This window comes from Ruegeria sp. YTSA075, from assembly GCF_059610245.1.
In genome coordinates, this window is the sequence record NZ_JBXWNG010000002.1 from 163,745 (window position 1) to 185,133 (window position 21,389).

Consider the following 21,389-nt stretch of genomic DNA (forward strand, 5'->3'; position numbering starts at 1 on the left):
AGACTGAACAGCCGAACGGATTATCCGGCCTTGGTCTGGGCTGTTCCCGAGGCTACCTGACACAACATCCGTGCCAGGTATTGCTGGAAGTACCAGACAGTTCGCTCCTTTGGTGACAGACGCCCGGGCTGAGCGGCCAACGCAGCCGCATTGGTGGCGATTGACCCGATGATACCCTTGTCTTCGTCATTGATCCGGTCAAATCCTGCCTTGAGCTCGGCGGCGTATGCTGCGCGTTCTTCAGGGTCTTCGGGCACTGCGCCGGGATAGGCATCCGCTCCCCAGAATACTTTGACTTTGTCGGTGCCATAAGGTTGCAGAGATAGCCAAAAGGTGCGTTCCGCGACGACCGAGAAGACATGTGTAGGAAAGACCGCCGACAGGACCGCCTTGTTCCGCTCCTCCTCGGTCAGCAAGGGGTTGTCGACAACCATGTCGGAATTGCGCTCATAGGATTTGCCGGGAATGCGCCCTTGTTCATAAAGGCTAAACCCCGCATCGCCATGCATCGCATTGGCCAGTTTGGTGGGCATCGCCGGTTCGATGGTTTGGGCGTGTGCGACAAACAGGTGATAGCCTTCGGTGAAGTTCTGAACCAGGATTTTCCAGTTTGTGTCCCAGACCTCTTCGGCGCGAAACAGAGTGCGATATCTGGGAAGCTGATAGTTTTCCAGCCGCGCGGACAGTTTCGCCAGGCGGGGGGCCAATGGTGCGGCATTGGTGTCCAGCGAGACATAGACCCAGCCCTGCCAGATCTCGACCTGAAACTGCGGCAGGCAGACCTGTTTCCTGTCGAAATTCTCACGCATATAAGCTGCGCCGATCAACTGACCGTCCAGATTGTAGGTCCAGGCATGATAGGGGCAGCTGATCCGGCCCTTGATGTTTCCTGCGCCCTCCAACAGCGTTGCCATCCGGTGACGGCAGATGTTTGACATCGCGCGTAAGGTGCCAGAACGGTCACGCAGCACGATCACCGGATCCCGGCCTATCGAGGTGGTGCGATAGTCGCCGGGGTTTTCAAACTCATCTTCGCGCCCGACGCAGAACCATTCATGGTTGAAGATCTCATCCAGTTCCAGTTCCAGGAACTCCGGTGATGAATAGACCTGCGGTGGCGTGGCTTCGGCCAACTCATCGGGTAGCGCGGCATTGTGGGCTAGGGCCTCCAGCAACTCGCCCAAGGGCATATGCGGCGTCATGTCAGGCTCTCCTTTGGCTGGTTTGGCGGCGGGATGTCAGACGATCTCCAATCCGTATTGCGCCCCAGTTTCGATCAGGATGTCGCAGAGTGAGGCAGCGAAACTGCGTGGCAAGAACAGGTTGAAGCCCTGGGTGTCACGCCACAGCGTCACGCCAACATGGTGGAACGCAGTGGATGCAACCGCCCCGTTGGGGATCGCATGCTCGGTCAGGTTGATAGGCAACACATGGTTCAATAGTCGGGCGGCCATTGGCCCACTCAGGTGCAAACGTGTCCGCGATTGCGACAGATCCAGCGTAGCACCGGCTTCAACAACAATAGCAGGGGGACCGGCATCTTCTTTGACCAGCCACCATTTCAATGGCTCAATGCGCAACAACGTGCCTGCGCGTCCGCTTGTCGTGCGTCCCGGACCGGGTGCCGCGTCGGCTTTGGCCACGCGCGCGGCTTCTTCGCCTACCTGTGTCAGCGTATCGGGCCATGCTGCGATCTGAATCAGCGTAGTGGGGCGGATTTCAGTTAACGTAATGCCGCAAGTGCCCGCTATGCCCGTGTGGCCCGATTTGAGTTCCAGTGCAGAGATACCTTCAGCCATGCATTCTCTCTCCATTCGGGTCGAACATGTGGGGTGAAACGATCTCGACCGCGATGTTACCCTTGCGTACCGGGTCGCTCGCGGTAACGGCTTTATCCTGCCAGGCGTCGTGGCCGCCCGAGATATAGCCAAGCCCGATCCAATGGCCGAGTGCAGGGGAATGGGTGACGGCCGTGATCCAGCCCTCTCCAAACCCGGTGACCTTGTCCGCTGCACATAATAGCGCGCCGCCATTGAAGGTCTGGCTGCGGTCCTTGGGGAAAATGCCGACCAGACGTGGCCGATCTGCCCGCGTCAGTTCGGGGCGTTGGCGCAACGCGCCACCGATAAAAGGCTTCTTGGTCGAGGCCATTTTGCCAAGCCCGGCATCGTCGATGGTCATACGCCCATCCAGTTCGGCCCCGGTCACGTGACCCTTTTCGATCCGCAATGTTCCTAGCGCTTCGAGCCCATACAGACATCCGCCCAACCGTTCAGCAGATGGCCATAACAGCTCCATCATTGCCTCGCCCTGATCGGCAGGCACGTAAAGCTCATAGGCCAGTTCACCGGAAAAGCTGATCCTTGCAATCAGACCTTCGACACCATTCGCAAAGGTGACTGGGCGAACACCCATGAACGGCAGCGCCTGGTTCGAGATATCCATCTCGGATGTAAGGCAGGCGGCAATCGCCTCGCGCGCCTTTGGCCCGGCCACGGAAACCCCGGCCCAGAGGTCCGAGACCGAGGTGACATGTACACGCAGGTCAGACCAGCGGGTCTGCAACAATTCTTCCAGCCAGACCATGACTTTGCCTGCATTTGTCGTGGTGGTGGTCATCAGAAAGTCAGCTTCGCCGATCCGCCAAGTAGTGCCGTCATCCATGACGATCCCATCATCGCGCAACATGATCCCGTACCGGGCGCGGCCCACGGGCAAATTGGCAAAGCCATTGGTATAGATGCGGTTCAGGAATTCTGCGGCATCCGGTCCCTGAACCGCGATTTTACCCAAAGAGCTGACATCGCAGATACCAACGGTTTGACGCACCGTCGCGGCCTCACGAATATAGGCCTGTTCCAGTGTCTCGCCGTCCTGCGCGAAATACCACGGCCGGTGCCACAGGCCCGCATCCGTCATCGTGGCCCCATGTCGCAGGTTCCAGCTGTGCAGCGGTGTGCGGCGCAATGGTTTGAAATGGCTTGCTGTGTTGCGCCCGGCCAGTGTGCCAATGGCGACTGGCGTATAGGGCGGGCGGAACCGGGTGGTGCCAACGGCTGACACCTCGCGGCCAAGGGCTTCGGCCATCAGCGCAAGGCCGATGACGTTACCCATTTTACCCTGATCTGTCGCCATGCCCAGCGTGGTATAGCGTTTCAGATGTTCGACCGAGACGAATCCCTCCTGGTGGGCCAGGCGGACATCATCGCCCGTGACATCGTGCTGGGGATCAACAAAGGTTTTGGCCTTTGTGCCCGGCTGACGTACCTCATAAGTCGGCTTTATGGGGTTCGCCCAGCCACGATGTGTGACTGTATCATCTTTTAGCCCCATCGCGCGCTTTGCTGCGACCACGCCCGAGGCAGCACAGTCTTCGCGTTGCCAGACACCATCTGCCGAACCAGCCATATGGATCGGCTCATCGGTCGGCCCGGCGAGGAAACAGGCAAGATCAGCGTTCCAGACAGGTTTTGCCCCGCGGTGCGAGGATAGGTTCACCACCGGTGACCACCCACCTGAGACCAGCAACAGATCACAGTCTTCTTGACGGGTCTTTGCCCATCCCGCGCCCGATTGCGAGGCAAGTGTAACCCCGCGCACCGAATTGCGTCCCAGCAAGGCCAAAGGCGCTAAGCCGGGTCGCAGTATGACACCCTCGGGCGTATCGGCCGTATCGCGTGCATCGGCCAGAACAACCTCAGCCCCGGCAGCGGCCAGTTCGGCAGCGACCCCTTGGGTGCTGTCATTGGTCGTGGCGATCACGATCCGTTTGCCTGGCAGGATACCGAACCGGTTGAGGTAGCTTCGCGCCGCCGCTGCAGTCATAACTCCGGGGCGGTCGTTGCCAGAAAAGGCGATCGAGCGTTCCAGCGCACCAGTTGCCAGCACGGTTGCACATGCACGGACAGTCCAAAAGCGTTGGCGTGGCAGGTGTGGATCAGGTGCTGCCAGATGGTCTGTCACGCGTTCGACCAGTCCGGCGACGCCGCCATCATACAGTCCGAATGCGGTGGTGCGGGTCATGATGCGGACGCCCGCATTCTTGACCGCCTGCACCAAAGACAGGTGTTCATCGTCGGCTTTGGGGTCGTTCAGATAGTCGCCACCTAGCTCAAAATCCTGCTCGACCAGCAAGACATCGCGACCATTCCGTGCCGCAGTCAGCGCAGCGTTCAGACCAGCAGGACCAGACCCCACCACCAAAACATCGCAAAATGCGTGGGCGTGGTCATAGCAGTCAGGGTCAGCCTCACGGCTGGCTGTGCCCATCCCGGCGGCTTTGCGGATCAGCTTTTCATACTTCATCCACAGGCCCGTTCCGCGCCCCCATTCAAATGGCGGCAGGCCCATAAAGGTCTTGTAATAAAAACCGGCCGAGAAGAACCGTCCCACAAGCCCGCTGGCCGCCCCAACATCAAAACGCACATTGGGCCAGGCATTCTGGCCATGCGCCTCAAGCCCCTCATAGAGCTCTTGCATGGTGGCTTTGACATTCGGTTCCATGCTCGCACCGGTTCCGACCGAGACGATAGCACCTGATTCCTCTACCCCCGCAGACATAACCCCGCGCGGGCGATGGTACTTGAAACTGCGCCCCAGAACGGTATGCCCGTTCGCCATCAGGGCCGAAGCGAGCGTATCGCCTGTAAAACCCCGGCAGGTCATGCCATCCCAACGAAAGTTGACGGGCTGCGAGCGGTCGATACGGCCGCCAGTATCCAGACGGCGCGCGGTCATGGGGTCGCCTCCAACGTTCGCGCCAATCCGGGATGCGCAGGGCACACAGACAGGATCTCATGGGTGAGCGTGTCACGTTTGACGAACAGCCACATCCGGCAGCCATGCACATGTTGCCAGGTTTCCAATTGCGGCCCGCGAATGTTCTCGCGCAGAAACACCGCATCGTGCCAGTCCTGGACTGACGCATCAAGCTCAGGGTATTGGATTGTCGCATCCCCGCCATAGCTGAACTCGCTTTGGTCGCGGGGTCCGCAGAAAGGGCAGTTGATAATCAGCATATTGTCATCCGTGCAGCTTGCAGTCAGGTCCGGCGCCGCGTTCATCAATCTGCAGACCCCGTTCGAACCTTTTCAGATCAAAAGGCGCAATCATCGGTGCGGGCCGGTCATTGGCGATCAGATCGGCGAACCACCATCCTGAGGCTGGGCTGGCTTTGAACCCGCCATAGTTCCAACCGGCATTCAGGTAGAGATTGTCCAGCGGCGTCTTGCAGATGAAATGTGACCCGTCCATCGACATATCGACGACCCCCGCCCAATGGCGCAGCAGTTTTACCCTTCCAAGGCAAGGCAGAACTGACATGGCAGCCTCGGCCACGTCCTGAACGATGTGCAGGTTGCCCCGCTGGGCATAGGATTTGTACCAGTCCAGATCACCGCCAAAGACCATCCCACCCTTGTCGGATTGCGAGATATAGAAATGCGCGCCGCCCATGCCAAAGACGATGACCTGATCCAGCAGCGGCTTTAGCGGTTCGGACACAAAAGCCTGCAGTTTGTGGCTTTCAATGGGCAAACGCCCAAGCCCGGCCATCTGCCATAAAAGGGAGGTGCTGCCTGCCACGGCAAAAGCAACTTTGCCCGCTGTGATCCGCCCTCTGGAGGTCTCAACCGCGGTGATGCGTTCGCCGTCACGAACAACGCCTTCGACCCGACAGTTCTGAATGACGTCAACGCCACGCGCATCTGCCCCGCGGGCATAGCCCCAGACCACCGCATCATGGCGTGCTGTCCCCGCGCGTTTTTGAACCGCAGCACCCATGATCGGGAACCGCGCATCAGAGGCGTAGTTCAGATGCGGTACGGTGCGCTTGAGCGTCTCTAGATCCCAGATTTCTGCATCCGGCGTGCCGGTCATCCGCATCGTGTTGTAGTTGCGCGCCGCAGCGTCGATGGCACCGGGAGAATGCAGCAGCGAGATATGTGAGCGCTGCGAGAACATGACGTTATAGTTCAACTCGTGGCTGAGGTTTTCCCAAAGCTTCAGCGAATGCTCATAGAATTCCCGATTGCCGGGCCGCGCATAGTTTGACCGCACGATCGTGGTATTGCGCCCGGCATTACCGCCACCGATCCAGCCCTTTTCAAGCACGGCGATGTTTTTCACCCCATGGGTTTTGGCCAGGTAATAAGCGGTGGCGAGCCCGTGCAACCCGCCACCAACTATGACTACGTCATAATGTGATTTGGGTTCGGGATCGCGCCACTGGCGGGTCCAGCCTTTCTGGCCGGTCACCCCCTGCCAAAACACATTCCATGCGGTGAATTTGGTCATTTGATTAGCCGGTTTTGCTTAGATGCTTGCCGGGATGTTTGAAGATTTGGCCGAAACCTTCAAGCTCATCCATGATCCCAGCGCGCCGCAGGCAGGACCAGAACTGCGCCTGGTTCGAGGTGATGACCGGCTTGCCCGCCGCCTGTTCAATCTCAGCTACCACTTCCAATGATCGAATCCCGCCGCAGGACAAAAAGATCGCATCGGCTTCGGGCTGATCGATCTCAAGCGCGAACTCTTTCCAATAGGATGGCTCGACCTTGCCGAATTCGACACCGGTTTCCAGACACAGCCCTTGAATGTCCAGAACATCGAACCCCGCGGCCAGAAGATACTCGGCCTCAGCGGTGTTCACATCATCCAGATAGGGCGTGCCAACGACTATCTTTTTGGCGCCAACCTCGCGCAGCGCATCCATGACACCAGTGACAATGCACATCGGTTGTGCATGCGGTGCTCCTTTGCGAATTTCGCGAAAGACGTTCTCTTCACGGCATACAATCGACCCCGATGTGCAACTGTAGCTGATGACAGATGGTTTCATGTCAGGTTGCAGACGCGAGGCAGCGTCGGCCATATGATCGATATGACGAGCCAGTGTCTCGCTTGTTGTGTAGTCGTCGGTCTTAAGGCGCGTTATGTGAATGCCGACACCCTCTGGCGCCATGGCATACAAATCCGCCTCGCAGGCAAGATCGGTTGACATCAGGATAAAGCCCAGGCTGCCACGATGCGCCAGACCATCGCCCATGATCGGTGTACGCGGTGCCGAGCGTATGATTTCGCCAGATTGAAACATTACAGGATGACCTCCTCAACGGATTTTGGATGGCTTGTTACTTGCTCCCATCCGGTTTCGGTTATGATGAAACTGTCACCAACTTGCGCACGGAAGGTGTCAACCGAAACTGAGCCGTCAACGGCCAGTACCATGCCTGGCTGCAGGATGGTTGTGTCGCCGGTGACAAGTTGCGGCGCCTCAAGAAAGCTGAAGCCGGTGGCGCGACCGCAGCGGAACGGGTATTCATAGCCCGCGCCCTGAATGACTTCGGCATAGGCTGCGTGCACGCTTTCTGCCGTCACACCGGGCTTGAGCGCGTCCAGCGCGGCCTTCTGGCTGGCGACGGCAACCTCATACACCGCGACCTGATCGTCTGGCGCATCAGCGATCCAGAATGTACGATCAAATCCTAGTTTGAAACGGTGAAAATTCGTCATCCCACAGAAACACAGGAATACGGGTTCCCCCTGCCGCATGACACGGGTTGATGCGCGGTGGTGAGTTTTGATGATGTCCTCGCCCGAGGCCATGATCTGCAGAAAATGCGTGTTGGGCGACATATCCGCATCGTCGTAGTGTGCGGCCAGCAACTCGGCGGCCTTGCGCGTTCCGGCCTGAGAGGTGGCAATCGCGACCTCAAATTCAGGCACGCCATCCGCAATAGCTGCGCGACCCGCCGCCATCATCTCGCTTGCGACTTGTCCGGCGTGGCGGGCCAGTTGCAATTCCTGCGGCGACTTGATCATTCGCATATCGTTCAAGATCGGAGTCGCACTAGTCAATCGGTCCGGGCCGATCAGTTCATCAACATATGTGCGCACTAATGGTGGCATGTGGCCGGGCTCGATCCCGACCTTGGTTGCGCTTTTGACTGCATTTGGCAGTTCTTCGCGCCATTCCGCGCCCATCCCATCATTCCACGCGGAAATCCGATCCACCCGCGCAGCGAATTTGGCCGAGTTCAGGTCAATCGTCGGCGTGATCAGCAGCGACGGGCCATCCTTGGGTACAACCAGTATCGTTGGTCGTCCGAACTCCATATGCAAATAGTCATAGTAACCGGTCAGGTAATAGACATTGTCATCATCAGTGATCAACGCCACATCGATACCGGCCTGCGCCAGACGGGTTTGAAATTGTGACAATCTCTGGGTGAACATGCGTGTTTCCTTGCGCGGTTTGATCCCTGGGCTTTCCCCGGTGAAGTGCTCAGATGATGCATCAGCTTAGGAGCGGAAACGCGATTCACAAAGTGACATCTGATATAGGCTTATGATAACCTTGAGTTATGAAAGATTTTCGCCGATCCTTGCCGCCACTTGACTATCTTCTGTTTTTTGAAGCAGTCGCGCGCCACGAGAACTTCACCCGTGCTGCCGCTGAGCTGAACGTCAGTCAGGCGGCTGTCAGCAAACGGGTAAAAGTGTTGGAAGAATGGCTGGGCATGACCTTGGTTCATCGCAGCGGGCGTACCATCAGCCTGTCACGGAATGGCAAGGCGCTTGCCGCCAACACTTCTGAAGCGCTTGATTATCTGAGCTCCAGCTTGCGGCAGATCCGCCGTGCAACGGCAGGTGATCGCCTGTCGCTTGGGGCCAATGTTGCGGTGGCACAATACTGGCTAACACCGCGCATCAACGAATACCTGCTTGGGCCTAATGCGGCCCCGGTCACGCTGACAGCTTCGGACAAGGATGCTGATCTGTTCGCCTTCGAAACGGATGCGGTTTTGTTCTATGGTTCCGACATTCCCTCAGGTTGGGAAGGTACTTTGCTTTTCGAAGAAATCTGGTCGCCTGTGGCCGCGCCCGCGCTGGTTGACACAATGCAGGGGTTCCAAAGCACAAAACTGCTGGATTTCGACAAGCTGACACCGAAATGGATCAACTGGGAAAACTTCTCGGAACTCTCCGGCAATGCCGAGATTGCAGCCGCGCCAAAGGTAAACTTGCGCTCATACGCCAGTACGCTGGACACGGCTTTGCGGGGCAGGGGAATAGCCCTGGGCTGCCCCGAAGTTCTGCAATTTGAGATTGAGGCCGGTCGCCTGATGGCGCTGGACGACTATCAGATCAGAACGGGCCGCAGCTATTTCGTGATTTGGCGATTGGGCAGCATGAACGACCCAACGCGCGCTTTGTTGCGTGATCTGGACATTCCAGTCTGACGAAAGCCGGGTGTCAGATGGCCTCTTTTACCGCGCTGAGGAATTGCTGCGTGCGCTCTTTTCTGGGGTTGCCGAACAATTCTGCGGGCTTGCCCTGTTCCTCGATCTTGCCGCCATAGAAGAAACAGACCCGATCCGAGATATCGCGCGCAAAACCCATCTGGTGGGTCACCATCAACATGGTCAGCTTGTGTGCGCCGACCAATTCACGAATGACGTTGGTCACTTCGCCGATTACTTCGGGGTCCAGCGCGGATGTCACCTCGTCGAACAGCATCACCTTTGGGCGCATGGCCAATGCGCGGGCGATGGCGACACGTTGCTGCTGACCGCCAGACAGGCGCGAGGGGTGCTGATCTTTCTTGCCGATCATGCCGACCATCTCCAGCAACTCTTCGGATCGTTCGCGCGCATCCTGCTTGGACATGCCCAGAACCTGCACGGGACCTTCCATGCAGTTTTCCAGGGCCGTCATGTGTGGAAAAAGGTTAAAGTGCTGAAAGCACATGCCGATATCGGCACGCCGTTTGCGCAGGTGTTTTTGATTGGCGGGGATCAGGGCACCGTTCTTGGACATATGCGTCAGCGGCCGGCCATCTACATATATGGCGCCGCCATTGATCTCTTCCAATGTCATCAACATGCGCAGAACGGTGGTCTTGCCGGATCCTGATGGGCCGATGATCGACACCATTTCACCTTCGGCGATATCAAGGTCCAGCTCATCCAGAACCGTAAGCGCCCCGTAGGATTTTGTTACCTTTCGGAAACTGACCATCGGTGTGGAATCGCCGGTGATTTCAAGCGGGAAAGCCGATACATCATGCATGTTTATAGTCCAAGTCTACGGCGCACATAGCCTTCGAATAGACGGATCAGACCGGCCGAAGGAAGTGAGATTGCCAGGAAGATGATACCTACCAGGGTGTAGGGTTCGAGAAAGCGGTAGTTTTCGGAACCGATTGCGTTTGCGGTATGGATCAACTCGGCAACCCCGATAACCGACAGCATGGGCGTGTCTTTGAATATTCCCACCAGATAATTGCCTAGACCTGCAAGCGCCGGGGGTATGGCTTGTGGGATGATCACGCGCCGGTACTTTTGCAACACGGTCATATTCAGCGCTGTCGCCGCTTCCCACTGTCCTTTTGGGACGCTGTCTATCCCGCCCCGGTAGACCTCGGACAGATAGCAGGCATAGTGCAGGCCGATTGCGATCATACCCGACATCCACGGGCTGAGGCGGATGCCAAACTGTGGCCCCACGTAGAAGACAAAGAAAATCTGCAACAGCAGAGGGGTTGAGCGGATAAATTCGACCAGTTCGCGCACAATCCAGGTCAAAAGCCCATAGGGAGTGCGTTGTGCAAGCGCCAATACCAAGCCCAGCACAAGCGCGATGGCGTATCCGGTCAGTGCAGCAAGCAGGGTGTTGCCTGTGGCCTGAACCAGACGGGGCAGGATTTCCCAGGTAAATTCCCAATTCCATTCAAACATTGGTCAGGCCCTCCCCAGTTTGCGTTCCATGTAACGCTCTAACCAGCGCATGAACGGCGTGACCATGAACCGGGCGAGGACGTAGTAGATCACAAGGGCAACGCCAAAGATCTGGGCGGATAGAAAGGTTGTCGCATTGATCTGCCGGGCTTCGAACATCAGGTCTGCGACCGAAATCAACGAAACCAGCGCCGTGCCTTTCAGCAGTTCGATCATCAGGTTCCCCCAGGGCGGCAGCATGTTGACCAGTGCCTGAGGCAGGATGATCCGCCGCATGCGCTGAGCCGGGCTCATGTTGATGGCAAGCGCCGCCTCCCATTGCCCCTTAGGCACAGAGAGGATGCCACCCCGCACGAGTTCAGCCCCGTAGGCGCCGATATTCATGCCAACTGCCAGATAGCCGGCTGTGAATTTTTCAATCGAAAGGCCGAATAGAGGCAGAACGAAGAAAATCCAATACAGCTGCACGACAAGGGAGGTACCACGAAAGATCTCGATATAGGTGATGGCGGTGCCGCGGACTAACCTGTTGCTTGACAGTTTCATTAGCCCCATTGCTAGCGAGATCGCGATGCCTAGGGTCGCTGCAAGGAAGAACTGCGCCAGGGTAATGCCGGTGCCCGTAAGCAGGCGCGGCCAGTATTGTTGTAGAAATTCGAATAGGCTCATGTGCCTGCCGTTCTAGTAGATATTGGTGTGCGGCGGGTATGGTCCACCCGCCGCGAATATGGGTCAGCGGTTTTCGCAGACCCATTCGGCTGTTACGTCGCCAGGGAGGTTCGATTCGACGTAGCCATATTCTTCAACCGATGCGAGCATAGCCTCCGAACCCACATATTCAGCGAGTGCGGCGTTGAATTCTGCCATGAAATCGGCGTCTGCTTCGCGGAACCCGATGCCAACATAGTTCAGGGTCCAATCGGGCAAGGCGCCCGGATCGGTGACGTCGATGTCATCATTGGTCTCGGCAAAGTAGTTCGCTTCGAAATAGGTCATTCCGCCAGCATCGGCGCGTCCGGCCTTCACCGCAGCCAGCATCTCTGAAGGTCCAGGAACCTGCATGATCTGGTCGTCACCCAATCCTTCTTTCTTGGCGGATTCGACGGTGTTGTAGCCCGCCCCGGTCACCATGATCGATCCTGAATTCAGGATGTCCTTGAACGTCTGGATGTTCTTCGGGTTACCCGCCGGTACGATGAATGCATCGCCGGTCTGCGCTATTGGCTCAGAGAACGAGATGTTCTGGCAGCGGCTGTTCAGGATATACAAGCCACCGGTGATCAGGTCATAGCGATTGGCTTGCAGGCCGGGGATCAGACCGCCCCAATCGGTCAAGCTGGTTTCGATGTTATCGTAACCCATCTCGGCCAGAATGCCGAGCGCGATTTCGTTCACGAAACCTTTGGCTTTGCCGTCTTCATCCGGGTAGCCCCAGATCGGAACGTTCGAAAATCCGATGCGGATCGGCTCACCTTCAGCGATCCTGTCGGCAATCGGCCCGGCAAGTGCCGAGGCTGCGCCACACACAGATAGAACACCAGCAAGCAGCAAAGATCTAGGTGTTTGTTTTTCCATTACTTCCTCCCAAGATAGCTTCAGCGTTGTATGAACTGAAAGGTCAAACAGCGCGCCTTCCAGAAAACATGCTAGTTGTTGTCAGCGAGGCTTAGCGTCGAATTTCAGAGATTCGAGAGGATTTGCGTTGTCATGCCGGTCAAATATGAGCAATGTGCTCGCATGGATGACAAAGACCTTGAACTGCTTGCCTTGGTGCAGCGCAACGCAAGACAAACAGCCGAATCGTTGGGGGAAGAGATCGGATTATCGACGCCTGCGGTTCAGAAGCGTTTGAAAAAATTACGCGAAACGGGCGTGATTGAAAAAGAGATTGCCGTGCTTTCGCCGCCCAAGCTGGGGCGTGAGTTTACCGTCATTGTCGAAGTCAAGCTGGAACGGGAAAGCCGTTTGCATCTGGACAATTTCAAGCGGGTAATGAGAAACAGCCCGGCGGTTCAGCAATGCTATTACACGACCGGTGAGGCTGATTTCATTGTGATCGTCGTTGTTGCCGACATCAAGGAATACGAAGCGTTCACGCAGGAATACTTCTTTGATGATTCCAACGTAAACGGCTTCACCTCATCCATTGTCATGGACCGGGTGAAAGTGTCGCTCGATATCCTTTGACCAGATGAATGCGGCCCCAAAGCTATTGACGCTTGGGAGCCCGCCGAGAACCAGAATTGTCAGATGACGATAATGTCTTTGGGTGCGCGGGTGGTCAAAAGCTCTGCGCCGTGTTTGCGGACAACGATGTTTTCCTCGTGCACCATCATCAGCCCGGACCGGTAAGACAGTGAGGGTTCAAGCGTCAGCACCATCCCGTCTTCTAGTACTGTTTCATCAAAGGCCGCGTGCGAGGGTTGTTCGGTCAATTGCATTCCTAACCCATGTCCCAGACGGCCGATATCTCCGCCTGAGGGGTCGATCTCGGCGATCACATCTGACATGGCTCGGAACAGATCTTTGCAGGTGTTTCCGGCTTTTGCGGCCTCGAACCCGGCCTCAGTTGCGCGCCAGAGCGTGTCGTAAGCGCGACGGGTTGCGTCATCGGCGTGGCCTATGGCCCAGTTACGGTCAAAATCGCAGAAATACCCATCCCAGACACAGCCGGTATCCAGCATCATCACATCACCCGCCTGAAGCGGGCGGCGCGACGGAGGGGAGATAACATCCGCATACCCACCGGGTTCGGCAGCTCCCACAACATAGGGTGCATTGTCTGCGCCCTGTGCCAGCGCTTCGCGACGAAAGGCGCGGAATACATCTTCGAGTGGCATGCCCTCGGATACGATCTCCGGGACTCGTGCAAAGGTGGCTGATCCGATGGCGCAGATATGGGCGAGTTTTTCGATCTCGGCCTCGGATTTTACCATGCGCAGATACTGCACCAGCCGGGTTGTATCGGCGACGTGCAAGCCGGGCAGGGCAGCAACCAGCCGTTCCCAATCTCCAAGAGGCATGCGCAGCTGCGTCTCATGCCCTTTCATGACGCCGATCTTGTCACCCCCTTTGGCCAGCGGCGCAAGAAGATCAGTCAGCAGGCTGATGCCGTCATCTTCGGGGCAGGGTGCGCTCCATGTGCGGATGTCATCCAGCCAGGATCGGCGCATCAATTCTGCCCCGATCTCGGGGATGATCGCGATGGGTTTGCCTGCAGCTGGGACAAAAAGAAACCAGGGGCGCGTTGGACTTTGCCAGAACAATGTCTGGAAGCCGGTAAAATAGTTGAGCTCGGGTTCCGTCATGAGAAGAAGACCGGCAAGGCCGTCCTGGATCATTCGGTCCTGGGCTTTTGCGGTGCGCGCCGCGAATTCTGTTTCGGGGAAGCCGCGTTCGAGAGCGCTAGGCTGCATCGCGCCCCTCCATGATCATCTGGAAGATAGCTGGGTCGGTTACGCCTTCGGAGCCGATCAAAAGCACACGAGAGGTGCCGTCCAGACCCAGCTGAGCCGATACATCGTCATCTTTACGGGCCATGATCAAGGCTGCCAGACCGGCGACCGCGCTTTCACCTGCTTCGAGTGCTGTATCACCGGGCAGCGGACGCGCCAACAGCCGCACTGTGGGGGCTACAACGCTTTCAGGGATCGTCAGGAAATCGGTGGCTTCCTCGGCGAGGATCTGCCACGCCAGTGGCGAAGGCTCGCCGCAGGACAGTCCGGCCATGATCGTCTCTTCAGCAATGGCAACAGAGGTGGCTGTACCCGCCTTTGCGCTTTTAAACAGGCAGGCCGCCAGTTCCGGTTCAACGATGATCACGCGCGGAGAGTCAGCGCCCCAGTGCTGGCGCAAGGCAGCGGCAACGCCTGCGGCAAGCCCGCCAACGCCACCTTGCAAGAAGACATGGGTCGGGGCCTGGTCCAGCGTTTCGCAGATTTCGCGAGTCATCACCCCATAGCCCGACATAACATCGCATGGCGGTTGGGTGTATCCGGGCCACGAGGTGTCTGAGACCACAAACCACCCATTCGTCTCGGCCTCGGATTTCGCCAGAACGACCGATTCATCATAGTCCCCTGCGATGCGGATCACTTCTGCCCCCAGTTTACGCATAGCCTCTGCGCGGCCCTCGCTGACCTCGGCGTGAATATAGATCCGGCAGGGCGCACCAAAGCGTTGACATCCCCAGGCAAGCGACCGCCCGTGATTGCCATCGGTGGCCGAAACCAGTGTGACTTTGGCCACTTCATCGCTGTATTTGCCCTGACGGATGTCCGATAGGCTGATATCGGTGCCAAGGCGCTTTGAAATTTCGCGTTGCAGGACACGCAAGGCGGCATAGGCCCCGCCCAGGGCCTTGAAGCTGCCAAGGCCAAAGCGAGGGCCTTCATGCTTGTAAAGAACTTCGCCAACACCGATCTGCTCGGCCAGGGTTTTCAGGGACACAAGGGGCGTCGGCGCATAGCCGTCCCAGGCCATGATCTCGGATTGGGCTGTGGCGAAGTCTGCTGCGGTGAGGACTCTTTTTGATGCATCACCGGTTTTGCGGGTCGCAGCGACATGGCCCAGATGGGCCTGTGGAAGAAGGTCAGTCACGGTTTGTCCTCTTTGGCAGGTAAGCGATCTCGCACCAGCGCGGCCCAAAAGGCAGCGCCGATTGGCAGAAGCGCGTCGTTAAAGTCATAATCCGCCGCATGCAGCGGTTGGCCATGCGCACCCTGGGTGCCATTGCCAAGCAACAGAAAGCAGCCCGGCACAGCGGCAGAGAAATGGGCGAAATCTTCTGAAAAGCTCATTGGCGGGCACTCACCATCAGCTTCGAGCCCGGCAGCCCGCGCGGCGCGCAGAACTGCATTGACGGGTTGGGGCGCGTTTATCGTTTCGATGAATTCCGTGTTGAATTGCATCGTCGCCGTCACGCCATGGGTGGCCGCAACACCGTCGACGATCTGGTGCATGAAACGTTCGACGGCCTGACGATCCTTGGGCAGACGCGCCCGAACATCGCCTTTCAGAACGGTATGCCCCGGCAGCACATTTCTTTGCCCGTCGGTTAAGAACTCGGTCACCGACACCACGGCGCCCGTACTGGGGGCCAGTTTGCGTGACACGATCGTCTGAAGGGCCAGCACCATTTCAGAACCCACCGTGATCGTATCCACACCCACCTGCGGCATCGACGCATGACCGCCTTTGCCAGTGATCTGGATCTCGAACAGGCTTTCCGAGGCGCAAATCTGACCCGGACGGGTTAAAATCTGCCCCACATGGGTCCCGGGCAGATTATGGATGGCATAGACCTCTTCAATCGGGAACCGCTCCAGCAGCCCTTCGTCAATCATCGCCTGAGCACCCAGCCCGTGTTCTTCGTTTGGTTGGAAGATAAACACGACCGTGCCGTCGAAATCCTGGTCCTGGGCCAGCATCTCTGCGGCCCCTAGCAGCATCGTTATATGGCCATCGTGACCACAGGCATGCATGACGCCAGGATTGGCGGATGCGTAGTCATGAGCACTTTGTTCCGCGATTGGGAGGGCATCCATATCGGCCCGCAACCCGATGGCGCGGTTGCCTGTTCCGGCCTTCAGAATGCCAACCACACCAACACCTTCATGCACTTCGATACCCAAAGCACGCAATCGGGCAGCGACCGTGACCTTCGTGCGGTGTTCCTCAAAGCCAAGTTCGGGATCCCGATGGAAGGCATGCCGCAGCTCAATAAGGTTCTGTATCCGCGCGTTCAAAAGCGCCTCCTGTCAATCTCAACGCCGAGCATAGCCTTTCGGATCGTTTCTTGGCGTTGATGATCCGCCAATCTGCGACCAAAAACATCACAAACTTGCCGAACCATGAGGATTTCCCGAGCGCAACGCAAGGCCAGTATACGACTGGATGCAGAATCTGATTATCGATTCACAACGGTTCGGGCAGAAAACTCTGCCAACTCGCCGCGCCAGATTTGCCGACCTAAACAAAAAGGCTGCCCGGTATCGTCTCGGATGATCTGTTCCAGTTCGATGCCAGCCTGGTAAGGGGCGGTTCCCAAAAGCGTGGCCTCGTCAGGTTGGATCATGCGCATACGTATAACGACGTCGCCAATACTGGCAGATACCCCGTATCGATCCTCTAGCAACTGGGTGGTCGATTGCCTCAGGTCGTGATCCATCAAATCCGGGCACCTCTGGGCGACAACCATCTCGGTTTCAATCAGGGTCGGATGGCCGTTCATTCTGAACAGACGTGTGTAGTGATGCAGCTTCTCGCCAACCGGGATGGACAAGGCCGCAGCAAGCATATCGTCTGCGGTTGCGCTCTGTGCACTGATGAGTTCGATCCCCAGATCTGTGCCAAGCGTACGGGCATCGGCGGCAAAGCTGACACGATTGCTGATGTCATAGCGGATACGTTGTGGGGATACGTAGCGCCCCCGACGGTCTTCGCTATAGGCCAGGCCTTGTGCTTCGATCGCTTCCAGCGCCCGGCGGGCTGTCATCCGGCTGACGCCGAACTGATCTGCAAGTACCCGTTCGGAGGGCAGCGCTGCATGTTCTGGCAAGCGCCCGGTCAGAATGTCCTGACGAATGCTCTCGACAATCCGGCGAAAGCGCGGCGGCGCAGGGTTTGGTTGTGGCTGGTTCATGAAGGGTCCGTGGTTTTCGTTTTCATATTACGATTTCGGATAGGCGCCAAGATACATCTGGTATATACCAGATACGAATCGCCGGGTTTCCGGCTTTGATATTCCCTTGCGCGGCAGGAAACCGGACCATGGCTAAACCCCTTCCAAATCACGCTCAGGTCGTCATCATCGGTGGCGGTATCCATGGCTGTTCCGTCGCCTATCATCTGGCCAAAGAAGGCTGGACTGATGTTGTTCTGCTGGAGCGCAAGCAGTTGACCAGTGGAACCACGTGGCACGCGGCGGGGTTGGTCGGGCAATTGCAAGGCAGCCATGCCACAACCGCCATGGCGAAATACGGGATCGAATTGCTGGAAAGCATCGAAGCCGAAACAGGTCAGAACCCCGGCTATCGCCGCTCGGGCTCGATTTCGGTCGCGCTGAATGACGAGCGTCATGCTGAATTGAAACGCAAGGCAGATTTCGCGATGCTTTTTGGAATTGAGGCCCATGCGGTCAGCGTTGATGAGATCAAGGAACGCTGGCCGTTGATGAACCCGGATGGCGTACTGGGCGGGATCTATATGCCCAGTGATGGGTCTGCCAATCCAATCGATCTGACGACGGCTCTGGCCAAAGGTGCCAGGATGCACGGGGCACAAATCTTCGAACATACGCGCGTCGATGAGGTTCTGGTCGAAGGGGGTCGGATTTGCGGTGTGCGCACGGACAAAGGAACAATCACGGCTGATTTCGTGGTCAATTGCGGCGGAATGTGGGCGCGGGAACTGGGCCAGCGCAATGGCGTTGGGGTGCCTTTACACGCTTGCGAGCACTACTATCTTGTCACCGAACCGATCCCTGACCTGCCATCGGACCTGCCGGTTTTGCGTTCATATTGCGACGGGACCTATTGGAAGGAAGACGCAGGCAAGCTGCTGTTCGGGTTTGCTCATTTTCAAGCCAAACCATGGGCGGCCGGCGGTATTCCGGAATCATTCGAGTTCGACAGTCTACCCTTTGTCGAAGACGACGTGATGGAGGTTCTGGAACTGGCGATGAACCGCGTGCCGATCCTGCAAGAGACCGGTATTCGAACCTTCTTTAACGGGCCGGAAAGCTATTCTTATGACGGGCGTTTCACGCTGGGTGAGGCCCCAGACATCAAAGGGTATTTCGTGTTGGCCGGTGTGAACTCGACCGGTATTCAGTCGGGTCCAGGAGCAGGCAAGGCGCTGGCCGATTGGATTATGCGGGGTCACCCGCCGTTTGACCTGTCCGAGATGGATCCGAAACGGTGTGAGGAATTTCAGGCGCGCGATCCTTATCTGCAGGAACGTTGCCCTGAAACCCTCGTGCTGACCTACGCCATGCATTGGCCGGGGCGACAGCGCCAAACTGCGCGCAACCTGCGGCGCACGCCGTTTTACCACGCGTTGAAGGCCAACGGGGCGTGTTTTGCCGAGATGCAGGGATGGGAGCGCCCGGGCTGGTTCGCTCCGGAAGGCGTGTCGCCGGATTATGATCACAGCTTCTTTCGGCCCAGTTGGTTCGACCATGCGCTGACCGAGCAGAAGGCAGCGCGCGAAGCCGTGGCGATGTTCGATTATTCCATGTTGGGCAAGTTGATGGTCGAAGGCGCGGATGCCGAGGCGTTCCTGCAGCGGGTATGTACCAACAATATGGCGATGCCGGTGGGTCGGGTGGCCTATACTCTGATGCTAAATGCGCGCGGGGGGATCGAAAGCGATGTCACCGTTGCGCGCCATGCCACGGACGCGTTCATGGTTATGAGCTCGATCTCGCACACAAGGCGCGACTATCTGCACCTGCGCGACGCGATCCAGCCGGGCGAGGATGTGCGCCTGCGTGACGCCACGACGGCCTATGGCGTGCTGTCTGTCGCAGGACCGAACGCACGCGATCTCTTGGCGGCAGTCTCTGACAGAGATGTCTCCAATGCGACCTTCCCATTCAACAGCCTGCAACATTTCCATATCGGTCATGCTCCGGTTTTTGCTCAAAGGCTGTCCTATACCGGAGAGCTGGGGTGGGAAGTGTTCGTCACCCCCGATTTCGCTGAGCATGTGTTTGATGTTCTGATGGAGGCGGGGAAAGTCCATGGCTTGCGTTTGGCTGGCGGCGAGGCGCTTAACGCGCTGCGTATCGAAAAAGGCTTTCTGCATTGGGGGCATGATATGGCCTATACCGAAGCACCGCATCAGATGGGGCTGGAGTTCGTCTGCAAACCCAGGAAGGATATCGCCTTCGTAGGCAGGGACGCCTATGTTGCAAGCCGCACGGCGGGGCAGGGGCCGTTTCTGTGTTTCCTCAGGCTGCGCGATCCCGATCCCCTTTTGCACCACAACGAACCTGTTCTGCGGGATGGTAAAGTTGCGGGCTATGTAACAGCAGGGGCCTGGTCTTATACACAAAGCGCGGCGGTGGGGCTTTGCCTTCTGTCTGTGCCGGATGGGTCGGTTGAAAAACAAACAATAGGCAGCGGGGGCTATTCAGTTCTGATCGAAGGCCGCGAATTTGATGCCGAGATCAGCCTGACCCCGTTCTATGACCCCCAAAACAACCGGATGCTATCGTGATGTGATCATCCGCCTGAACTGCGGTACACAATTGCAGTGCCCGGACAAAATAATGTCGATTCAGGCACATCTTTGTCGTTTCTTTCTACTCAGATCGCGGCACATCGCTACAATCTGAGAAGCAATCAGACGGCAGGAGGTGCAGATGACGCCATTCAATGTAGGTCGGGTTCCTCCGGCAACTTTCGGTGCGGGCAGGATTGCAAAGGTGCCGAAAATCGTCAGCGCGTTGGGCGAGGGGCCCGTTCTGATCGTTGCAGACGCCGTTCTGGCCGAGATAGGGGTCACGGATAGGCTGACCCACGGGTTGCAGGCCGCGGGCATTGCTTTTGACCTCGCGGCTGAGGTGTTGGGCGAGCCGAAAGAGGCATTGGTAGATGCTCTCAGTGCACGCGCACGTGCGATGGGTGCCGCTGCGGTGATCGGCATCGGCGGCGGTGCGGCGATGGATGCGGCCAAGCTGGTGGCGGCAATTGCCCGGTCCGGTCGACCTGCCGCGGATTTCGCGCTGGCGGCTCAACCATTGCCTGCGGATGGCATGCCTGCAATCGCAATTCCAACCACCGCCGGAACCGGATCAGAGGTAACCAGAACCTCGGTCATCTCCCGAGCTGATGGCAGCAAGACCTGGTTTTGGGGCGAAGAGCTGATGTTCGCCCAGGCGGTGTTGGATCCCGAACTGACGCTCAGCCTGCCAGCTAACCTAACCGCCTGGACTGGCATCGACGCTGTTGCTCATGCGCTCGAAGGCGCGACGGCGCGTGGCACCAGCCCCGCAGGCCAGCTTTTTGGGTTAGAAGCGCTTCGCATTTTGACCGATGCTTTGCCAAGGGCCGTGGCGGATGGCACCGACCTTGAGGCCCGCGGGCGTGTGCTATGGGCCAGTATGGTCGCTGGTCTGGCCCTGCATAACTGCAACACGCATATGGGTCACAATATCAGCCATGCGCTGGGGTCTTTGGTGCGTATTCATCATGGGTTGGCGACGGGTCTGGCATTGGAGGCCAGCCTTCCATGGCTGGTCGCGCGCCCTGATGGCGCCGAAAATTATGCGCGCGTAGCTCAAGCAATGGGCGCAGCGGATCATGCCGAGGCTTTACCAGTGGCTTTGTCAAATCTGATGCGCCGCTGTCAGATATCTCCAGACCTGCCCGCAGTATGCGCCGGTGTGACTGTGCAGGCTTTGGTGGCCGAGATGAAGAACCCTGCCAATATCGGCATGGCTCAAAATACAGCGTGCCCGGTTGGCGACGATGATCTGACCGAGATGGCGTCACTGATGCTGCAAAAGGCGATTGCTTAGTCTTAACATCCGGGATCGCGCTGGTTTTCGCGATCCCGAATACGAACGCCGTGCGGCTGCGGAAACTGGTCTTTTGCCAACTTAAGCGCGCCGACCTGTTTGAAACAAGAACGTTACGCCGTTGT

At 57.7% G+C, this 21,389-nt stretch carries 19 protein-coding genes; 4 read left to right on the forward strand and 15 right to left on the reverse strand.

Annotated elements, in window-relative coordinates:
- Positions 1 to 20: 20 nt before the first annotated feature.
- Genes AC2FGE_RS03915 through AC2FGE_RS03945 form a run of 7 tightly spaced genes read right to left on the reverse strand, consistent with a single transcriptional unit; the run spans position 21 to position 8,235 of the window.
- Positions 21 to 1,202, reverse strand: a complete 1,182-nt coding sequence (locus tag AC2FGE_RS03915; RefSeq protein WP_496817884.1) for an aromatic ring-hydroxylating oxygenase subunit alpha — start codon at positions 1,200 to 1,202, stop codon at positions 21 to 23.
- A gap of 36 nt (positions 1,203 to 1,238) precedes the next feature.
- Positions 1,239 to 1,799 carry a sarcosine oxidase subunit gamma gene (locus tag AC2FGE_RS03920; protein WP_496817885.1) on the reverse strand — a complete coding sequence of 187 codons (561 nt, stop codon included), beginning with the start codon at positions 1,797 to 1,799 and terminating at the stop codon, positions 1,239 to 1,241.
- Complete coding sequence (locus AC2FGE_RS03925; RefSeq protein ID WP_496817886.1) at positions 1,792 to 4,737, reverse strand: sarcosine oxidase subunit alpha family protein; 2,946 nt, start codon at positions 4,735 to 4,737, stop codon at positions 1,792 to 1,794. The genes AC2FGE_RS03920 and AC2FGE_RS03925 overlap by 8 nt, the downstream gene beginning before the upstream one ends.
- Positions 4,734 to 5,063: a sarcosine oxidase subunit delta gene (locus tag AC2FGE_RS03930; RefSeq protein ID WP_496817887.1), complete on the reverse strand. Its 330-nt coding sequence runs from the start codon at positions 5,061 to 5,063 to the stop codon at positions 4,734 to 4,736. The genes AC2FGE_RS03925 and AC2FGE_RS03930 overlap by 4 nt, the downstream gene beginning before the upstream one ends.
- On the reverse strand, positions 5,023 to 6,294 hold the full coding sequence (locus AC2FGE_RS03935) for a sarcosine oxidase subunit beta family protein (protein ID WP_496817888.1): 1,272 nt from the start codon (positions 6,292 to 6,294) through the stop codon (positions 5,023 to 5,025). Before AC2FGE_RS03935 ends, AC2FGE_RS03930 begins: the two co-directional genes overlap by 41 nt.
- A gap of 4 nt (positions 6,295 to 6,298) precedes the next feature.
- Positions 6,299 to 7,093, reverse strand: a complete 795-nt coding sequence (locus tag AC2FGE_RS03940; RefSeq protein ID WP_496817889.1) for a maleate cis-trans isomerase family protein — start codon at positions 7,091 to 7,093, stop codon at positions 6,299 to 6,301.
- A complete protein-coding gene (locus tag AC2FGE_RS03945) occupies positions 7,093 to 8,235 on the reverse strand; it encodes a M24 family metallopeptidase (protein WP_496817890.1) in 1,143 nt (380 codons plus the stop codon). Before AC2FGE_RS03945 ends, AC2FGE_RS03940 begins: the two co-directional genes overlap by 1 nt.
- A 128-nt stretch (positions 8,236 to 8,363) precedes the next feature.
- Between AC2FGE_RS03945 and AC2FGE_RS03950 the strand changes: the two genes are divergently transcribed.
- Positions 8,364 to 9,242 carry a LysR family transcriptional regulator gene (locus AC2FGE_RS03950; protein WP_496817891.1) on the forward strand — a complete coding sequence of 293 codons (879 nt, stop codon included), beginning with the start codon at positions 8,364 to 8,366 and terminating at the stop codon, positions 9,240 to 9,242.
- A gap of 13 nt (positions 9,243 to 9,255) precedes the next feature.
- Here the strand turns inward: AC2FGE_RS03950 and ehuA are convergent, their stop codons facing one another.
- The 4 genes from ehuA to AC2FGE_RS03970 all read right to left on the reverse strand — a co-directional run bounded on the left by ehuA (position 9,256) and on the right by AC2FGE_RS03970 (position 12,314).
- Complete coding sequence (gene ehuA, locus AC2FGE_RS03955) at positions 9,256 to 10,071, reverse strand: ectoine/hydroxyectoine ABC transporter ATP-binding protein EhuA (protein WP_496817892.1); 816 nt, start codon at positions 10,069 to 10,071, stop codon at positions 9,256 to 9,258.
- A gap of 2 nt (positions 10,072 to 10,073) precedes the next feature.
- Positions 10,074 to 10,739 (reverse strand): ectoine/hydroxyectoine ABC transporter permease subunit EhuD, encoded by a 666-nt coding sequence (ehuD, locus tag AC2FGE_RS03960; RefSeq protein WP_496817893.1) that lies wholly within the window; start codon positions 10,737 to 10,739, stop codon positions 10,074 to 10,076.
- A gap of 3 nt (positions 10,740 to 10,742) precedes the next feature.
- Complete coding sequence (gene ehuC, locus AC2FGE_RS03965) at positions 10,743 to 11,408, reverse strand: ectoine/hydroxyectoine ABC transporter permease subunit EhuC (RefSeq protein WP_496817894.1); 666 nt, start codon at positions 11,406 to 11,408, stop codon at positions 10,743 to 10,745.
- A gap of 63 nt (positions 11,409 to 11,471) precedes the next feature.
- Positions 11,472 to 12,314 (reverse strand): transporter substrate-binding domain-containing protein, encoded by an 843-nt coding sequence (locus AC2FGE_RS03970; RefSeq protein WP_496817895.1) that lies wholly within the window; start codon positions 12,312 to 12,314, stop codon positions 11,472 to 11,474.
- Between the two features lie 162 nt (positions 12,315 to 12,476).
- On the opposite strand from AC2FGE_RS03970, the gene AC2FGE_RS03975 reads away from it, so the two are divergent.
- Positions 12,477 to 12,926, forward strand: coding sequence for an Lrp/AsnC family transcriptional regulator (locus AC2FGE_RS03975; RefSeq protein WP_496817896.1), 450 nt, complete (start codon positions 12,477 to 12,479; stop codon positions 12,924 to 12,926).
- Positions 12,927 to 12,985: 59 nt separating this feature from the next.
- Here the strand turns inward: AC2FGE_RS03975 and AC2FGE_RS03980 are convergent, their stop codons facing one another.
- From AC2FGE_RS03980 to AC2FGE_RS03995, 4 genes are all read right to left on the reverse strand, one after another.
- Positions 12,986 to 14,155 (reverse strand): M24 family metallopeptidase, encoded by a 1,170-nt coding sequence (locus tag AC2FGE_RS03980; RefSeq protein WP_496817897.1) that lies wholly within the window; start codon positions 14,153 to 14,155, stop codon positions 12,986 to 12,988.
- Complete coding sequence (locus AC2FGE_RS03985) at positions 14,145 to 15,338, reverse strand: diaminopropionate ammonia-lyase (RefSeq protein ID WP_496817898.1); 1,194 nt, start codon at positions 15,336 to 15,338, stop codon at positions 14,145 to 14,147. Before AC2FGE_RS03985 ends, AC2FGE_RS03980 begins: the two co-directional genes overlap by 11 nt.
- Entirely contained in the window at positions 15,335 to 16,486 is a 1,152-nt protein-coding gene (locus tag AC2FGE_RS03990) for an amidohydrolase (protein ID WP_496817899.1), read from the reverse strand. Before AC2FGE_RS03990 ends, AC2FGE_RS03985 begins: the two co-directional genes overlap by 4 nt.
- Positions 16,487 to 16,647: 161 nt before the next feature.
- Positions 16,648 to 17,382 carry a GntR family transcriptional regulator gene (locus AC2FGE_RS03995; RefSeq protein WP_496817900.1) on the reverse strand — a complete coding sequence of 245 codons (735 nt, stop codon included), beginning with the start codon at positions 17,380 to 17,382 and terminating at the stop codon, positions 16,648 to 16,650.
- Between the two features lie 128 nt (positions 17,383 to 17,510).
- Between AC2FGE_RS03995 and AC2FGE_RS04000 the strand changes: the two genes are divergently transcribed.
- The gene (locus tag AC2FGE_RS04000; RefSeq protein WP_496817901.1) at positions 17,511 to 19,961 is read left to right on the forward strand and encodes a GcvT family protein; all 2,451 of its coding nucleotides are present in this window, start codon (positions 17,511 to 17,513) and stop codon (positions 19,959 to 19,961) included.
- 145 nt (positions 19,962 to 20,106) lie between these two features.
- On the forward strand, positions 20,107 to 21,264 hold the full coding sequence (locus AC2FGE_RS04005) for an iron-containing alcohol dehydrogenase (RefSeq protein WP_496817902.1): 1,158 nt from the start codon (positions 20,107 to 20,109) through the stop codon (positions 21,262 to 21,264).
- The last annotated feature ends 125 nt before the right edge of the window (positions 21,265 to 21,389 follow it).

Bases quoted from the DNA above. Each gene is read 5' to 3' on its own strand.
- AC2FGE_RS03935 (WP_496817888.1), bottom strand. From the start codon at position 6,294: ATGACCAAATTCACCGCATGGAATGTGTTTTGGCAGGGGGTGACCGGC.
- AC2FGE_RS03920 (WP_496817885.1), bottom strand. From the start codon at position 1,799: ATGGCTGAAGGTATCTCTGCACTGGAACTCAAATCGGGCCACACGGGC.
- AC2FGE_RS04000 (WP_496817901.1), top strand. From the start codon at position 17,511: ATGGCTAAACCCCTTCCAAATCACGCTCAGGTCGTCATCATCGGTGGC.
- ehuA (WP_496817892.1), bottom strand. From the start codon at position 10,071: ATGCATGATGTATCGGCTTTCCCGCTTGAAATCACCGGCGATTCCACA.
- AC2FGE_RS03995 (WP_496817900.1), bottom strand. From the start codon at position 17,382: ATGAACCAGCCACAACCAAACCCTGCGCCGCCGCGCTTTCGCCGGATT.
- AC2FGE_RS03975 (WP_496817896.1), top strand. From the start codon at position 12,477: ATGGATGACAAAGACCTTGAACTGCTTGCCTTGGTGCAGCGCAACGCA.
- AC2FGE_RS03930 (WP_496817887.1), bottom strand. From the start codon at position 5,063: ATGAACGCGGCGCCGGACCTGACTGCAAGCTGCACGGATGACAATATG.
- AC2FGE_RS03940 (WP_496817889.1), bottom strand. From the start codon at position 7,093: ATGTTTCAATCTGGCGAAATCATACGCTCGGCACCGCGTACACCGATC.
- ehuC (WP_496817894.1), bottom strand. From the start codon at position 11,408: ATGAGCCTATTCGAATTTCTACAACAATACTGGCCGCGCCTGCTTACG.
- ehuD (WP_496817893.1), bottom strand. From the start codon at position 10,739: ATGTTTGAATGGAATTGGGAATTTACCTGGGAAATCCTGCCCCGTCTG.
- AC2FGE_RS03970 (WP_496817895.1), bottom strand. From the start codon at position 12,314: ATGGAAAAACAAACACCTAGATCTTTGCTGCTTGCTGGTGTTCTATCT.
- AC2FGE_RS03915 (WP_496817884.1), bottom strand. From the start codon at position 1,202: ATGACGCCGCATATGCCCTTGGGCGAGTTGCTGGAGGCCCTAGCCCAC.
- AC2FGE_RS03945 (WP_496817890.1), bottom strand. From the start codon at position 8,235: ATGTTCACCCAGAGATTGTCACAATTTCAAACCCGTCTGGCGCAGGCC.
- AC2FGE_RS03980 (WP_496817897.1), bottom strand. From the start codon at position 14,155: ATGCAGCCTAGCGCTCTCGAACGCGGCTTCCCCGAAACAGAATTCGCG.
- AC2FGE_RS04005 (WP_496817902.1), top strand. From the start codon at position 20,107: ATGACGCCATTCAATGTAGGTCGGGTTCCTCCGGCAACTTTCGGTGCG.
- AC2FGE_RS03950 (WP_496817891.1), top strand. From the start codon at position 8,364: ATGAAAGATTTTCGCCGATCCTTGCCGCCACTTGACTATCTTCTGTTT.
- AC2FGE_RS03925 (WP_496817886.1), bottom strand. From the start codon at position 4,737: ATGACCGCGCGCCGTCTGGATACTGGCGGCCGTATCGACCGCTCGCAG.